The sequence below is a fragment of the Pantoea anthophila genome, assembly GCF_006494375.1.
Classification (GTDB): domain Bacteria; phylum Pseudomonadota; class Gammaproteobacteria; order Enterobacterales; family Enterobacteriaceae; genus Pantoea; species Pantoea anthophila.
On sequence record NZ_VHIZ01000018.1, the window covers coordinates 1 to 16382 of the forward strand.

Annotated in this window: 10 protein-coding genes and 3 pseudogenes; 1 reads left to right on the forward strand and 12 read right to left on the reverse strand. The window is 53.1% G+C overall.

Going from position 1 to position 16382, the window contains the following annotated elements; genetic code table 11:
- Positions 1-662: 662 nt before the first annotated feature.
- From FJW00_RS03180 to FJW00_RS03210, 7 genes and pseudogenes are all read right to left on the reverse strand, one after another.
- Positions 663-2786: a tyrosine-type recombinase/integrase gene (locus FJW00_RS03180; protein WP_140923048.1), complete on the reverse strand. Its 2124-nt coding sequence runs from the start codon at positions 2784-2786 to the stop codon at positions 663-665.
- Between the two features lies 1 nt (position 2787).
- Positions 2788-3771: pseudogene (locus tag FJW00_RS03185) on the reverse strand (tyrosine-type recombinase/integrase).
- A gap of 73 nt (positions 3772-3844) precedes the next feature.
- A pseudogene (locus FJW00_RS03190) lies at positions 3845-4072 on the reverse strand (Y-family DNA polymerase); the annotation flags it as partial.
- Entirely contained in the window at positions 4072-4311 is a 240-nt protein-coding gene (locus tag FJW00_RS03195) for a DNA polymerase V (protein WP_140923049.1), read from the reverse strand. The gene FJW00_RS03195 and the pseudogene FJW00_RS03190, both read right to left, overlap by 1 nt.
- An 812-nt stretch (positions 4312-5123) precedes the next feature.
- Positions 5124-7058 (reverse strand): methyl-accepting chemotaxis protein, encoded by a 1935-nt coding sequence (locus FJW00_RS03200; protein WP_140923050.1) that lies wholly within the window; start codon positions 7056-7058, stop codon positions 5124-5126.
- 354 nt (positions 7059-7412) lie between these two features.
- Positions 7413-8533 (reverse strand): annotated as a pseudogene (locus FJW00_RS03205) (IS3 family transposase).
- A gap of 91 nt (positions 8534-8624) precedes the next feature.
- Positions 8625-9644 (reverse strand): LacI family DNA-binding transcriptional regulator, encoded by a 1020-nt coding sequence (locus FJW00_RS03210; protein WP_140923051.1) that lies wholly within the window; start codon positions 9642-9644, stop codon positions 8625-8627.
- A gap of 113 nt (positions 9645-9757) precedes the next feature.
- On the opposite strand from FJW00_RS03210, the gene FJW00_RS03215 reads away from it, so the two are divergent.
- Positions 9758-10768: a Gfo/Idh/MocA family protein gene (locus tag FJW00_RS03215; protein WP_140923052.1), complete on the forward strand. Its 1011-nt coding sequence runs from the start codon at positions 9758-9760 to the stop codon at positions 10766-10768.
- A 74-nt stretch (positions 10769-10842) separates the two neighbouring features.
- Here FJW00_RS03215 and FJW00_RS03220 read toward each other — a convergent pair whose 3' ends face one another.
- The 5 genes from FJW00_RS03220 to FJW00_RS03245 all read right to left on the reverse strand — a co-directional run.
- On the reverse strand, positions 10843-11874 hold the full coding sequence (locus FJW00_RS03220; RefSeq protein ID WP_140923053.1) for a Gfo/Idh/MocA family protein: 1032 nt from the start codon (positions 11872-11874) through the stop codon (positions 10843-10845).
- A gap of 11 nt (positions 11875-11885) precedes the next feature.
- Positions 11886-13073, reverse strand: a complete 1188-nt coding sequence (locus tag FJW00_RS03225; RefSeq protein ID WP_140923054.1) for a Gfo/Idh/MocA family protein — start codon at positions 13071-13073, stop codon at positions 11886-11888.
- Entirely contained in the window at positions 13070-13990 is a 921-nt protein-coding gene (iolE, locus tag FJW00_RS03230) for a myo-inosose-2 dehydratase (RefSeq protein ID WP_140923055.1), read from the reverse strand. The genes FJW00_RS03225 and iolE overlap by 4 nt, the downstream gene beginning before the upstream one ends.
- A 619-nt stretch (positions 13991-14609) precedes the next feature.
- Entirely contained in the window at positions 14610-15068 is a 459-nt protein-coding gene (locus FJW00_RS03240) for a DnaT-like ssDNA-binding domain-containing protein (RefSeq protein WP_140923056.1), read from the reverse strand.
- A 94-nt stretch (positions 15069-15162) separates the two neighbouring features.
- Positions 15163-16382 (reverse strand): DnaT-like ssDNA-binding domain-containing protein (locus tag FJW00_RS03245; protein WP_258317012.1); only part of this gene is annotated, 1220 nt, incomplete at its 5' end.

Below are 16382 nucleotides of genomic sequence, written 5' to 3' on the forward strand. Positions count from 1 at the left end.
TAAGCCTGACGCGCTCGGGTCTCAGGTGATATCGTATCGCGCAACTACTGATAAGGGGCGTATTTTAGACTGTGAAGCCCACGTGATTCCTGGCCTTCCGTTACAGGAACCAACCGTAAGCACGCCGACGTGTAAACCGGTTAAGACCTATAACAAATAAAATCACTACTTTATAAAGTTTTCAGTAAACGCCCGGGGCGTTCATAGTCAAGGACACGCAGTGGATTAGCCGCAAGTAAACAGCATGCTGTATGCCATTGTATTTTACCCTGTACAGGTATTCTGCACGGGTGCCCCGCGCTTTTACGATCAAATATTCTCTTCATCAGGGACCTGCCCGGAAGAACACTATGAACAGACATGAAGTTACATCTGCGCTTTTCAGAAGCGCGGGATACGACGCGACTACAGGCGTGCTGGAGCTGGAGTACCGGAACGGCGCTTGCAGGCGCTAGCTTGCCGTACCGGCAAAGGTTTACCAGGCGTTCTGTGCGGCCGCAGACAGTGACACTTTTTTCAGAATCCGTATTGATGGTCGCTACTTATCTGATGCGCGGTGATAGCAGCTTTGACGACGCCTGCCTCGTCAAACGCTCCGTGCTGGCCATCGGCTGCCGGTACTTAATTAGGTAATGTCCGCTTCTGGCACAGAGCGGACCGTTTTACACTTCAGGTTTAAGCGGTAATTTTTGAAGAGCCTGCTCAATTTTCTCTGCGTCCTGTTCAACGATGGCCCTCTCATCTGGTGTGAGCGGAACTTCTTCAAGGTAACGTCTGGCAGAAGCTTTGCTTTCCAGCACCAGTCCGCGCGCACTCTGTTTGAGCAGGTTAAAATCACAGCCGATGCAGGCCATGCGGTGCCGACAGCTGCTCCAGAAGGGATTCGTGCAGTAAGAATCACCCAAATCGTAATAGGTCGCGGGTCCGGTCAGGCTGGCGGCTGCCGGATCGTGATCAATGAGCACGCTTATCATGTGAGCGACCCTGTCTGCCCTGACAAACGAAGCTGCCAGCTGCGTTGGGCGGATGCGGAGATAATGCATGGTGGCCTGAGGCGTTGCATGTCCCGTCCACTGCATCAGTTCGTACAGAGACATGCCCTGAGGTACGCTGGCCAGTGCGGTCACTGCTGAAGCCCGTCCACGGTGGCTGGTTATCATTCCGCCGCTGTCTTCTAAAGGCACGCCCGCCCTCGCACAGAGCATCGGTATCACCGTGCGGTTAAGGATAGCGCTGCCGGCAGGCTTACCGCGGTACTGAAACAGAAGACGTACTTTCTCACCGGTTCGCTCGTCGGTAAGCATAGCCTGTTCAGAAGGACGTTCATCCAGCCAGATGTCGACATACTTTTTCACCACGGCCGCTACCGGTTTCACAAAGGCTTTAGAGGTTTTACCTGCCGGGATATTCAGCCAGCACAACGTGCCAGCAGGGATGATACTGCCATCCTCTTTTACAATATCATCCGCCTGTGCCGCGATGCACCCGGTGGTCAGCCGGAGGAGCTCGCTCTTTCTCAGCCCGGCATGGGTCCAGATAACGGCCATCGCCTGCAGCATGGCAAGCGGATAGTGTATTTCAGTGAGCAGGTCTCCCTGACTCAGATTCAGACTGGCCCATATCAATTTCAGCCAGACGGGGTCATCGATAACCCGGGGATTGACTCCACGGCGGAAAAGGGGGGTATCGGGTGTTGAAAGATGACGGGCAGGGCTGAAACGCAGACGTCCCCAGCCCCAGTTTTCGTAATCGATCATAAAACGGCGCAGTGAATAAATAAAATTCGCCCTGGAATGCGGCATCATGGGCTCGCCGGAGCGCACCGATTTGCGGGTGCCCCTTTCAGTGCCCAGCTGAAGATCATCCACGTTCATCCGGCCTACCGCCGCGATGAAGCTGGCGCAAATTTCAATGCTCCAGTCTTTGGGCTCCCGTACCTCCGGATGTGCTCCTGCCAGCCAGAGGCCGCATCGCAGAACAAAACTGTACAGGCTTTCGCGGGAGCGTGGCCTTAGCACCGACGTTTCCCGCCATCGACGGCACCAGTGCACCCAGGCCGGGTCGATCCCCTGCACCGGTTTTTCGTACCATTTGGTGTAGTTTCGCATCCTCATCGGGGCGCTGATGATGCCCAGCGCAGCGAGTCCGTGTGAAACCCGCCCGACATATCGGGAGGTGCCTGCGTCCATGCCGGACTGGACCTGCCACAACAGTTCCGGCGTAAATGCCTCAAGCCGTGGATCCCTGTTTACAATCATCAGCGTGGCCAGTATGCCTGAGATGTGATTTTTCTGGCTGGCCGGGGCATAGCCCAGCGACGTCAGCGTATTGGTCAGCCGTTGCAGTTCCTGATAATAAAAAGTCTGGCCAAAAATAGCTGAGGCATAAAGCGCGGGTTTGCGGATATCAGGCAGGCTAAGTGGATCATGCAAATCAGCCAGATGCCAGGCAAACGCGGCCATTAACGGACGGCCCTCCCTGACTTCCCGGCACAGCGTCTGCCAGCGCTCCCGCGGCCAGCACCAGCAGGGCATGCCAGCTTCATGCATTTCACGCAGCAACTTGGATATTACAAGCCCGGTGATTTTGCTGCTGCAGCCACTTCCACTGGCAATATCTATCAGCGGCCTGATAAGGTCAGGCGCAGGTTTCACCCTTAACATACCGGACCGGCTGTGGGAGCTGGCCAGTGCTGCCTGCTCGGCGGATGTCAGCGAGGTTTTAAGCCGGTATTCAGTTATGTTGAAAGGGTGCCAGTTGATTCCGGATGGTGTGACTGGGCTCATATTAATTCTCCGGGCTGAAAATGAGGTTTGCCATCCTTATATCTGCCGTTTCAATCGCGCCAGCCATCCGGGCAGCCAGGTCTCTGCCAGAAAGATGAATGTAGATCTGTGTTGTGGTCAGGTCGCGATGTCCTGCATAGGTGGCAAGTTCGTGCAGTTTCCAGCCCGCGCGGGCAAGGTGTGTGAGTCGTAGATGCCGGAAAGTATGGGTTGAGATGTCCGGCATACCGGACTCAAGCGCCCATTTCCGGACCGTTTTGCATCAGGTCCAGAATGAAAGCGGCACGCCCGGATTCCGGTCTGACGCGGAACGAAACAGGGCACCCCGGCAGATTCCGGTTCGCTTCATCTGCACAAGATGAGCCGCCAGTACGGGTGCAACGGCCGGACTGTAGCAGACTATTCGTTCACGCCGGCTCTTAGTGGTTTCTGCCCGGATGCGGATAAGACGGTGCGCGAAATCGAAGTCTTCAATACTCAGCGAGGTGACTTCAGACCGCCGCAGCGCGCCGTAGTAGGTTAATGCCAGCATCAGGCGGTCACGGAGCGGGGAAGCGGCGGCATGAATGAGAAAAGACTGCCATTGCGCATCGGCAGGAATACGCGGCAGCTGTATGACACGAGGAACCAGTCCCCGGCCGGAACTGAGCATGCCAGGCGTGCCGGATCGGAGCAGCGGATTGACCGTGCAGAGGTCCAGAAACATCAGAAAGTCATACCAGAGACGGATTGCTGACAGGCGCAGCTGGAGCGTGGCGCTGGCCGCGGGAGTAGGCATACCGGGTAACTGAGGACTGATGTAAGCAGCCAGGTCTTCGAATCGGGCCTTTTCAGGTTCAATCTGATTCTGGCGGCAGAAAGCAAAATAGTGGCGTAGTGCACCGCGGTAGGCGGCGAGAGTGGCCTGCGTCCGACCCAGATCGGATAACAGTTTCAGCCAGCGCTCTGCCAGTAACAGGACGTGTTCATCTGGTGGGATCAGCATCGCGTTTACCTCTGACGACAGTTTTGCTGCTCAAAGTTTACTTAGCTAATGTTGCATTCCACTTAACTTACTACAGCGCATAATTGCTGCTGAACACATGGATCCGGTGCCGCCTGATGTCGTCCCTGAGTTTGAAATAGGGCGCCCCCATAGGAATGGCCAGCGCTTTGGCTTCTGCGCTCCGGGCAATGACACAGCCATCATTATTACTCAGAACCAGTACTGGTTTACCACGCAGGTCGGGACGAAATACTGTCTCGCAACTGGCATAGAACGAGTTCACATCCACCAGCGCAAACATCACATAGCGCCATTTGGATTGAAGACCTGAAAAGTTCGTTCTTCACCTTCTTCTGCAGAGATGTCCCGGAAATCTGACTTGTGCGCTTCTATCCACCTGTTTGCTTCCCACAATGTGAAATGCCAGTTCAGCTGCTGAAGTTTCTCAATAAAATCAAGTGTGCTGACGGTGTATCGGCCGCGCGCGTCGCGTTTAATGGCCAGTCTGAATGCGTCATTGATTTCATAATCGCGTGGCATGATGAATCCCCTCTGATAAAAGCTGTATATATAAACAGTAATTGTAATCAGTGGCTATGAGCAAGCTGATGATATTTGAAATTTTGTAAAGCGAGAATCAAAGGTACGGTGGGGGTTATTATGAATTTTAATGTTGAGATAAAGCCAATTTAGAATTTATTCTGCTATCTGTATGTAATCATTAAACGCATATTCCATCGCAGGCAGAATGTTTTTTATCCTGAAATGTAGACAAATACCGGACTGCAGTCACAATCATGTCTGAAAAAGCCTCACTCATTCCGCATCCCGCATCCCGCATCCCGCATCCCGCATCCCGCATCCCGCCAGCAGGATAAGGCGCAATCAACCACTTCCGCTACGCAGTTAAGATATTCAATGGTCGTCCACAAACATTGTACTATTTGGCTGGCAAACGTATCGAAAAAACGGGGCCCTGAGGCCCCGTACTTTTTTCACTGAATTCTTCAGCAACCGCTATTCGGGTAAAACACAAACCACCACCTGATCGCCTACTTGATCCTTAAGGATGATATTACCAGAAAGTTTTGTAAGTCTGTTACCTCAGCCGTTTAGCTTCATCAGCATGTTCGTCCGAAATCAGGGTGCTATACCCAGAACTAATAGTCATGATACTTTCCGTAAGGACGGGGCTTTCGTGAGGAATTTTCGCAGCCATAGCGGCCTGAACTGAGTAAGCCATCCCAGCGGATGGCTTATAATGAGGATATCAATAAGGGAAACCGATAAAGTTGGTATTTGTCAGATGCCTGCTCACAGGCCAATAACGATAGCGCTTTACCCGGATATCATCAAGCGTTCGTCCGAAACACGCTGACAGCATCTCTGAGATTAGCGGCCCGGCTTGCCAGTTCATCAGCAGATGATGCAGATTCTTCAACCAGCACGGCATTCTGCTGCGTCACCTGATCCATCTGCGTCACCGCAATATTTATCTGCGATACGCCGGCGCTCTGCTCTTCAGAAGAAGATGAAATTTCCCTGACCAGCTGCGCTGTCTGTTCAATCGCATCCATACTTTCCTTAACTTTTTCACCGGCATCCCGTGTCATTGAAATGCCCTGCTCCGCATTCTCCACCGACTGTTCGATCAGCCCTTTAATTTCCTTCGCCGCACCAGCCGAGCGCTGTGCCAGCGCCCTGACTTCCGACGCAACAACGGCAAAACCTTTGCCGTGCTCACCGGCCCGCGCAGCTTCAACGGCCGCGTTTAACGCGAGAATATTCGTCTGAAACGCAATCCCGTCAATGACAGAGATAATTTCCTTGATCTGCCCTGCACTGCTGCTTATTTTTTCCATAGAACACAGCACGGATTCCATGGCCTGGCCACCACGCAGTGCCGCGCTGGTAGCGGAGCCAGCCATTTCAGCTGCATGGCGGGTATTTTCAGCATTGTTGCCGATGATTGAAGAGAGCTGTTCCATACTGGCGGCCGTTTCAGCCAGCGATGCAGCCTGCTCTTCCGTTCGCGCAGAGAGATCGCCATTACCGCGGGCAATCTCCTCAGATGAGGTGGCAATAGTGACAGCATTACTTTTAATATTCTCTACTGTCACTGTCAGCCGCTGACTCATCTGCAGTAATGCCCTGAGCAGTCCGGCTGTTTCATTTCGCCCTGTCACGGAAAAAGATGTGGTCAGATCGCCTCCTGCCACTTCAAGCGCAAGCTTTGACGCTGCCCCGATAGGCCGGGTAACAGAACGGATAATGATCAGTGCGAAAACAACAGAAAGCAGGACCATAAAGAGAAGAACGCCAAGCAAACCATACTGTGCATGCCGGTGGTCCGTTATCTGCTGATTCAGCAGATCATTCAGTTCATTACCGCCGGCAATTGCATAGGTACTGAATCTGTTTATCGAGCTGGTAAAAAGCGCAGCATAGTCCTGCGGACTCTGATTCGTCATACTGCGGCTGATAAACAACGCCCCGGCGGTTTTCAGGGCATTAGTTGCTTCCTGTACGGCCGCATCTGCATCAGTACTGAATTTTTGCTTCAGTCCGGCATCAGAGGAAAAAAGCTTTTCTGAATCCTGCTCAAACAGCCCCAGGTTATAAGCACCCGTACTGAGTAAAGATTCCATGCGGACGGAGTCCGCCTCGCTTACGGCTTCCTTTCTGGCAAGCAGTGAAGTGCCAAAAGCGCGGATTTTTCCGAGGCTTTCGGTCAGTTCAGGCAGAGAGGCAAAGTTACTCGTAATCAGGCGATAGGTACTGATATCCGAATCAAGTGAAAGACCGTAGAAATCCAGCACGTCACGGTTTACATTCAGAAGTCTGCGGATGAGCAGCGCATGTGCGTTAAGGCTGGCCGTCTGATCCAGTTTCGACGCATCAATGTCCTGCTGCAGTGCGTCCCATTGCGCGCGTACACCGTTGATTTTCTCAATGACCCCGGCACTGCCCTCAGTCTGTGCCATGTCTTTTGTAAGAGCATCAGAGACACTGACAATGTCATCCCGTACCCGCAGACGTGATGAGGTGGCAGGATTTTTCTGTGCAATGGCAAGGGCAGTCTCAGCACGATGGCGCTGTATCAGATTCAGCAGAGCCAGAATCCTGTTCTCAACAGGTACCCCTGTCACTTCCCGTTGCTTGTCATGAATATATTTATTGCCCTCTGATACAAAAAGCACAGTAGGAACTGAGAAAAGGACAAGACAGAACAAGCCGAGAATCGCAAACTTGGCCGTAAGGTTAATATTGTTAAGAATGTTATTCATTTTTAATTCCTGCTGAATTAATTAGTTTCTCTCAAAAGATGCAAAGTAAAACATCATAAAAACGTTATCGGTTGGCATTTAGCTAACTTTACAGGCCGTAAAAAATATAATGCTGTGAGCTTGAGTTTAAATAATTTATTCTTAGCATGAAGTCACAACACGCCAAGAAGGCAAACGATTGCATTCCTGTTTTAAAAATGTCTGTATCAGCTTACTAAGTATTACGCCGCTTAGCTTGCCAGTTTCATACATTAAAAACCCGGATAATAACTATTTTTGGGTATATGGAACGTGTTGCCCGTACTGATACTCATACGCTTAACATTGACCTGCCCCCAGGATTAAATACAAAACTCAGTTAGTAATGTCGAATCCTTCACTCTCAGAATTACCCTTTCTCCAGCTCGCTGCAAATTCAGACGGCGTCTGATAATTCAGCGTGGAGTGCGGGCGACATTCGTTATAATCCTGACGCCATTCGCTGATGGTTTTCCTGGCATGATTTACGTCGCTGAACCAGTGTTCATTCAGGGATTCATCGCGAAAGCGTCCGTTAAAACTCTCAATAAATCCGTTCTGTGTTGGCTTGCCGGGCTGGTTAAGCTGGAGCTCTATGCCATGCTCAAAGGCCCACTGATCGAGCACGCGGCAGGTAAACTCCGGGCCCTGATCGGTTCTTATCCTAGCCGGATAGCCGCGAAACAGCGCAATGCTCTCCAGAATACGCGTGACCTGCACGCCTTAAATCCCGAAGGCAACAGTGACCGTCAGGCATTCCTTTGTGAAGTCATCAACGCAGGTAAGGCACTTGATCCTGAGACCAGTAGCCAGCGCATCCATGACGAAATCCATCGACCAGTTCATGTTGGGTGCCGCCGGGCGGAGCTGCGGCAGACGTTCTGTTGCAAGCCCTTTACGACGACGTCTGCGTTTAACGCCCAGCCCGTTCAGATGATAAAGGCGGTACACGCGCTTGTGATTAACCAGAAGCCCTTCACGGCGCAGTAACTGCCATATGCGGTGGTAGCTAAAATGCCTGCGCTCCAGTGCCAGTTCAGTAATGCGCCCTGATAAATGGGCATCAGCCGCCGGACGCTGAGCGTCATAGCGGCAGATTGACAGGGACAAACCTGTGAGTCTGCAGGCACGACGTTGCGACAGACCGGTCGCATCACACATCAACACCACGACTTCGCGCTTCTGGTCTGTCGTCAGTACTTTCGCCCAGGAGCCATCTGAAGCGCCTCCTTCTCCAGCATGGCCTCGGCGAGCAGCTTCCTGAGTCTGGCGTTCTCTTCCTCAGGTGACTTCTGGCGTTTAACCCCGGACACCTCCATACCGCCATACTTTTGACGCCAGGTGTAGAAAGTAGCGTCAGAAATAGCATGCTTACGGCAGAGTTCCCGGGCAGAAACCCCGGATTCAGCCTCGCGAAGAATACTGATGATCTGTTCGTCGGGAAAACGCGTTTTCATGGGGATGGCCTCATGTGGCTTATGAAGACATTACTAACATCAGGGTGTATTAATCAACGGGGAGCAGGTCAACTTAATGAGTTACTGATTACTAATAAAAGTTCTCCTGCGTATAAAGCATAAAGGTGACTTTTCCGCTGTTGTATTCCTCAGGTATTTTGCCGTGTTCGAGATAACTCAGCAGGATGTCTACCGACAGCTGCGCATGGCGAGCCGTGTTCTGATCCAGCGTGAGGGTCAGAGCGTTTCTGCTAAACAGTGCTTTCGTGGTGGAATACAATTCGTGAGTAATGAGTGTGCAGGCCTGCGTCAGACGATGCCTCGCCAGAGCCTCGCTGATTTCGGTATTACCCAGGCCGGTGTTGTAAAGTCCCACCACCTCAGCCGACCGCACCAGCTCTTTTTCAAGCAGTCTGCTGATGGTTATGCGGCTTTCCTGACCCGCCAGTACCTCCCGTAATGTCACGTCAGGAAAGCGCTTTTCAAGGACATCGCGAAAGCCCTGAATACGCTGCTGATGGGCGCGGTATTCACTGCGTCCACTTACCACAATCACATCGCCCTGTTGTCTGATCAGGTTGCCCATCATCAGCCCGGCTGTGCGGCCTGCCTGCAGCTGGTCAATGCCAACATGACACAGCCTGTGTGCGCCAGCCAGATCCGTGACGAGTGTTACCACCGGCACTCCGCGTTGTCTGCAGCACTGCAGCGCCTGATAAACAGCAGGATGTTCATGCGCAAAGATAATCAGGGCGTCACGTATTTTGCTGCGTTCTTCAATGAGTACAGCCAGTCTGTCCGGACAGGACTCCGGCACAAAAGTGCGGTGAAGCACTAAGCGGCGATAACCCAGAGCGGTCGCGACAGCGGAAAAATCGCGAGCAAGCTGCCTGAAAAAGAAAGCGTCGTCGCCACTCAGCAGTACCTCTATCTGCCAGGCACGACGATGCTCTTCAGGCAGAATGCGCTTCAAACCAGCCTCACGCGCGGCTTCAAGTACTTTCAGTATAGTCCGGGGAGAGACGCCGCCCCGCTCATTCAGCACGCGGTCGACCGTAGCCAGGCTAACACCTGCCCGTTCTGCCAGCATTTCAAGAGTCAGTGTCTTCATCAGAGTTCCTGCTGAGGTAATTCCCTCAAAACATGCGTTCCTCAGGGTATGACGGCAGGCTAATTTGGCAACGTCTTTATCTCTGAAATTTGACCTTCAGACAGGAAATCATCATGACGCAGAAAAAACGTTTTGCCCTGATTGGCTGTGGCTTTATCGGACAGGTACATGCTGCAAACCTTGCGACGCACCCGGGTATTGAGCTTGCGATGCTGGCCGACCTGGACACGGCCCGCGCCGCCGCACTGGCCGGACAGATGAAGTGCGCGGCGGGCGAAGTCAGCGCCGCCATTAACAGTGACAATATAGATGCCGTGCTGATAGCCAGCGCAACGCCGTCACATGCTGAACTGCTTGAAGCGGCGGCGAAGGCGGGTAAGGCCGTTTATTGTGAAAAACCGATCGATTTATCGCTGGCAACAGCAACGCGCGTCGCTGAAAACGTGCTGCCACTGAAGACAAAAATCACGGTCGGCTTCAATCGCCGATTTGACAGCAGCCATCAGCAGTTAAAGCGTCAGCTGGAACAGGGAACTGTCGGGCGTCCTGAGTTAATCCAGATGGTCTGCCGTGCGTCGGAACTTCCACCGCTCAGCTACCTTAAGTCTTCCGGCGGCCAGATGCGTGACCAGGCGATCCATTTTTTTGACCTGCTGCGCTGGCTGACAGCCGATGATGTTATTTCAGTGGGCGCTATGGGTGCCGCACTGGCGATGCCTGCCATCAGCGAGTTTGGCGATGTGGATACATCGGTGCTGATTATGCAGATGCAGCAGGGCGCGTTTGCGCAGCTCGACAACACGCGTCGTACGGGCTATGGCTATGATGAAAGGATCAGTGTGATGGGCGAAAAAGGACTGGCAGAGTCCGGTTCCCAGAGCCCGCCGGGGATGACGCTTTACCAGGGAAAGGCCATTATCAAACAGGGCCTTTATGCGGACTGGTTCAGCCGTGTCCAGGGCACCTACTATCAGCATCTTGACGCGTTTGTCCGCTCTCTGAACGGGGAGGATGTGGCTGATTTACCCGGACTGCTGGATGGGATTCAGGCGCAGGCGATCGCGGAAGCCGCGACGAAGTCCCTGACAACCGGAATGTTCTGCCCGGTCGACAGGGTGTTGTGATAAAGGTCCGGGGCCGGTCCTGTCAGGATATGGCCCCGGAAGCTACGGATACGCAGCCCTGGCTGCTGCAGATTTTAGTGCTCTTCGTTGAATACGATCCCAAGCTGTCTCCTCACCGTATCCATCGCTTTCAGAGTACTGAGTACGGCGGACAACGGGCGAACGGGCGAGTCGTTTAATCCCTGCCCCACGCACCATGAAAAATGGCGGATTTCATGACAGAGCTGCGCGTAACGGCTGGCGGTTTCTTCCCAGCACAGCGTGTGGCCACCCTGGCTTGAGGTCAGCACAAATCCGCCGGGTGCATAAAACTGTCCCGCCAGAACCAGGGTGGCATTGCGTCCCGCAATCACCGCACTTCCGGGCGTATTGCTGAACAGGGTCGTGTTCAGCACCGAATGCATGCCACAGGTATGTTCGAACAGCATAGAAGCCTGCCCGTTAACATTCTGTTCTGCCGGTTGACCGCAGGACTGGATGCGGACCGGTTCACCTGCCACCATCACGCTCAGCGAAACCAGATAACTGCCTAAATCCAGCATCGGACCTCCGGCCAGATCGGCATTGAAGATGCGGTGGTCGTGCGTAAAAAATTCGCCGTGATCGGCAGTCAGGGTATGAAGATCACCCATCACCCCGTCGTTTAAAAGCTGACGCAACACATCGTATTTTGGCGCGAAATCACACCACATGCCTTCCATACACAGCAGCCCTTTCTGACGGGCCTTCGCCTGCAGGGTCTCTGCCTCCCTGACATTCAGCGCCAGAGGTTTCTCAATCAGCACATGTTTGCCCGCATTCAGTGCTTTCATGCCATCCGGAAAATGATGGTTATGTGGTGTGGCGATGTAGATTGCGTCCAGATCCTTCATTGCCAGCATTTCATCTGTGCTGCTGAAGGCCGCCGGAATTGCCCAGCGCTCGGCGAATGCCTGTGCTTTTACTTTGTTTCTTGCTGATACTGCAACCAGCTGCTGTCCGGTGTGCGCTTTCAGTGCGCGGGCAAAGTGTTCGGCGATCCAGCCGGGGCCGATAATTCCCCAGCGCAGTACGGGTATCGACTTTTCAGAGGGCAGTCGCGGGACGGGCAGGGATGAGGGAAACATAGTGATTCCTTTTAAGCATTGTTCTGGCGGTTGCCTGCAACTGCAACCCACTGACGGGATATAATGGACTGCTCGATGGCGGTCAGGATTTGCTGGTTCTGCAGGCCAAATGCAAAGTCCGGATAACAGTCGCTATCGCTGCAGATCCCCTGAACCAGGTCATGAACTTCGATGACTTTGACATCAAAATACCCGAGTCCGCCGCCGCCAAAATCGAATCCGAAGAAGCCAGAATAGGCCGGGATCTGGCTGCCTGCATACAGGGTCTTGAAGCCCCGATCGTGTCTGTCATCACTGAAGCGATAAACCTGCAGCTCATTGAAACGTTCGCCGTCCATATAAAGGGTGCCCTCGGTACCGGAAACCTCCCAGAACACACCGAAAATGCGACCGGCAGCCAGGCGTGAGGCTTCAATCACGCCGCTGGCCCCGCTTTCAAAGCTGACAAGACACTGCACCTGGTCGTCGTTTTCAACCTCACGCCATTCTGCCTGGTCATCAATCCGGCTGGCATAACCGGCGTCCACCTGAGGAACAGGGCGCTGCCGGAGGTAGGTCTGCGCGCTGGCCGTTACCTCGCTGATCTCACCCATGAGAAACTGCGCGACGGAAAGGGTGTGAGCCCCCAGGTCGCCCAGAGATCCGCTGCCGCCCAGGCTTCTGGAGCAGCGCCATGACCAGGGCAGCTCCGGGTCATTGTAAAAACCCTGGTCAAAGGTGCCGCGAAAGCGGATTGGCGTACCGATATCGCCGCGCTCAATAATCTGTTTTGCCAGTAACGCTGCGGGCGTTTTGATGTTGTTAAAGGCCACCATCGTTTTGACGCCGGCCTGCTCTGCTGCCTGCGTCATCTGCAGTGCCTCCTGCGAACTGACGGCCAGTGGTTTTTCACAGTACACGTGCTTGCCTGCTGCAATCGCTGCCAGCGCCATTTCAAAGTGCAGATGGTTGGGTGAGGTGATATCCACCACGTCAACCTGCGGGTCGTTAATCAGATCACGCCAGTCCCCATAGGCCTTATCAGCCCCGAAGCGCACCGCATTCTCGTCGGCTAAGGCCTGATTCTGATCGGCCAGTGCATAGAGACGAGGACGCTTCGGCAGGTCCGGATAAATCATTGCTGCGCGGCGGTAGGCATCAGCATGCGCCTGCCCCATGAATCCCGAGCCGATTAAACCAATGTTGAGGTTGTCTTTCATTGGACGGTTTCCTCTGCAGAAAGAGACGGTGAAAAAGAGTTTTTTACCCATTGAAACGCCCGGGACACGGCAGCAGACGGCTCTTCTTTTTGCGGGTCCTGCTCCGCCTCGACTATCAGCCAGCCCTGATAGTCTGCGTGCGCAATGAAGTCAGTCAGCGGAGAATAATCAATGCAGCCCTCTCCCGGCACAGTGAAGAGTCCCGCGCGTACCGCATCGTTAAAGCTCAGGTCGTTTTCCAGAACCTGATGCAGGACATCGGCACGGACGTCTTTCAGATGAATGTGCACGATACGGTGACCAAAATTTTCAGTTATCTGAGCCAGGTTAACACCAGCGGCAAAAGCGTGTCCGGAGTCCAGAACCAGTCCCACACTGTCGGAGGTTTTAATCAGAAATTCTTCCAGTTCATGATGCTGCTCAACCAGCATCATCAGATGATGATGGTAGGCTAGTTTCAGGCCGAACCTGTCCAGCAGAATATCAGCGAACCCGCTGACTTTACGGGCATATTCATCCGTATCCAGGCAGCTCAGAGGCGGAGAAAGAGAGAGAGGCTCGTCCAGCGGATGACTGCCAGGCATGCAGCCGCATTCGCCGTAAACCATGACTTCTGCCCCTAATGCCCTGAGAAGTGCGGCGTGTGATTCCACGGCTGCGATTTCATCGGCAACGCCGCGTTCGGCAAGGAAACCGCTGTGCCAGCCGGAAGCAAGCTGGAGTCCGGCCTTATGCAACAGCGGGGCTAACTCCGCATGGGTACGGGGAAATTTTCTGCCCAGTTCAATTCCCTGATAACCGGCAGATGCAGCCTGTGTCAGGCAGGTTTCAAGTGAAATACTCTCGCCCAGATCGGGCAAAACATCATTGGTCCAGCTCAGCGGGCTTACACCTAATCGAATATGTGGACTCATCAGGACATACCTCCTTACAGGTCAGTCTGAGAGCACTATATGGATGGTGTAACTGGAATTGTTACCGGTTCAATGAGGTAAAACCCTCATCCGGAGAAAATATAATGCCTGCCTGTTTCATATTGTTATTGATTGGAAGAAACTCAAATATTAACCCGCTCGTCGGGTTAATAAGTCGCCTCGCTCTGGTCCTTTTACCACTTACCGTCCTGCGGCTGGAAATCATCAGTGGTAAACAGCAGGGCACCCATGCGATGCCGGGCGAAGAAATAAGGGGCTGGAATTTATCTACCCTGTAATAATAAGGAATAACGTCTGGATGGAGCTGGGGTCTCTGTTCTTCCCTGCGTCACCATTGGCTCGGATAGTATTATCAATGCCGGTGCGGTTGTCCTCAGGGGTGTACCTGAAGGCGTACTGGAAGCAGGTAAACCCGCGACATTGTCAGGTAAATAACTGAAGAATATAAACGACGATAATTCTGAACAGCTCTGCCCATAACTTCAATAGCGGATGCGAAGACCCTTATATGTGTTTATGTCCTAATGTCCGCTTTTCGCTCAAAGCGGACGGTTTACCATCTAAAAAGTCGCCTTCTTCGACAAGAGGCTAGGTACCGCCCTTACCCACCTCTGAACCCCTCAGGTATTTCATAATTCATTTCAGATACCCGCGTGCAGTCTCGTCTTTCTCTGGATCGCTTTGAGGAAAGGTGTTTGCGCCCTTTTTCAACATAGCGTGCCAGTTTCATTTCCCACTGAACCTGGTTGTAAGCCGCCCCATCGGCCTCCCAGAAGGTGACAAAATCTGCAAGCCTGGCCGGGTCTGGAGGACCTGAAATTTCTATGCCGATTTTGCTTGCCGTTCCGCGCAGGCCCGACAACGGCTGCCAGCCCGCGAACATCACAAATTTTTCTGCAGGATGACTTGCCGTGCGTTTGCACCGTTCCCCCGCTTGGTCAGCAGGCACAGGATCCGGACGCAAATTCAGCGCGATTTGATTTTTGAGCCGTACGTTGGCGTCGTCCGGACGCGTGTTCGGGTGCCTTAATTCATCTTGAGCCGGTCCATATTCGGCCACCCAGAACCTCGCTGGCCTGCTGATGATTCAGGTTCGTTAGAACCCTACAGGACGCGATGCAGAAAACCGGCGGTCAATGGATTGGATTAATTCGTCACCCTCTGAACCCCTCAGGTATTACATAATTCATCTCAGATACCAGCGTGCAGTCTCGTCTTTCTCTGCAACGCTTTGAGGAAAAGTTTTTGCGCCCTTTTTCAATATAGCGTGCCAGTTTCATTTCCCACTGAACCTGGTAGTACGCCACGCTTTCTGCTTTCCAGTAATTCACGAAATCAGCCAGCTGCAGCCTGTCAGGTGCTGCTGAAATCTTGATACCTATACTATCGGCGGTGTCACTAAACGTTGCTGAAGGCTGCCACCCGTCAAACATAACAAACTTATTCTCTGGTAATTCGGGATTAGTGGCAGAGCGGTTAACCAAGTCTGGGGGCATTTGTTGTTGTGCGTAACGCAGCCTTACTCCAGCGGAGTTCCGTTGCACCGGGGTCGATGAGTTACGCTCCGTTACGGTGGCGTTATGCATGGGCGTAACGCTTTGCGTACCGTAACGAGTTACGCCACCATCATGGCCGAGCTGCTGACTCGGATGGATAAATACGTCTGCATCAGCGACCTGTACTGCTCTGAAACCCTGTGCCACCACGGCTTGTGGTGTATCAGAGACCGAGTTATCCACAGAACGACCAGGAAATTTACGCGCGCGATATGTGTTGTTTTTGTTTTTATGTGTTGTTTTAGATCTTAAATAATTAAAACACGCGTAACGCGCTACGCCCGGCGTTACGTCACGCGTTACGATCTGCGTTACGCTTGGCGCGTTACGCGTTATGTTGGGCGTTACGGTCTGCGTAACATTTTTTTGCGCACGTTTTCTCTGTCTGTAACGCCGCTGCCGTTCGGCGGATGAAGACTTTTTTGAACCAGCTACCACACTCTCATCGTTATCCGTCTTCAGGATGACACAGTGCTCTTCCGCATCGTAGACAGCCCACCCGACTGCGGCCAGCGCCTCCCCGAAACCGGAATACTCAGCCAGTACATCCAGGTAACTGAGATCGACATTACGGAACACGCCATCACAGGTGTGCTCACTGGCAGCGCTCCAGATAAGCAGTAATGCCGTGACAGTAACGCAACGTGTAACGTTACGCGTTAGCAGTTCGCCACGCTGCCCACCAACTGACACCTCAAACCCTGCGCTTCCTTCCGCCGGGCTTTCCAGCAGCGCAGCAATTTCATTTACCTTGGGATGCGTCTTCAGAGAAGCGCTCATTTTGATCCAGTTGCTGGCCATATAAACCCTTACTAATC

Bases quoted from the DNA above. Each gene is read 5' to 3' on its own strand.
- FJW00_RS03210 (WP_140923051.1), bottom strand. From the start codon at position 9,644: ATGAAGACACTGACTCTTGAAATGCTGGCAGAACGGGCAGGTGTTAGC.
- FJW00_RS03215 (WP_140923052.1), top strand. From the start codon at position 9,758: ATGACGCAGAAAAAACGTTTTGCCCTGATTGGCTGTGGCTTTATCGGA.
- FJW00_RS03180 (WP_140923048.1), bottom strand. From the start codon at position 2,786: ATGAGCCCAGTCACACCATCCGGAATCAACTGGCACCCTTTCAACATA.
- FJW00_RS03225 (WP_140923054.1), bottom strand. From the start codon at position 13,073: ATGAAAGACAACCTCAACATTGGTTTAATCGGCTCGGGATTCATGGGG.
- FJW00_RS03220 (WP_140923053.1), bottom strand. From the start codon at position 11,874: ATGTTTCCCTCATCCCTGCCCGTCCCGCGACTGCCCTCTGAAAAGTCG.
- FJW00_RS03200 (WP_140923050.1), bottom strand. From the start codon at position 7,058: ATGAATAACATTCTTAACAATATTAACCTTACGGCCAAGTTTGCGATT.
- FJW00_RS03195 (WP_140923049.1), bottom strand. From the start codon at position 4,311: ATGCCACGCGATTATGAAATCAATGACGCATTCAGACTGGCCATTAAA.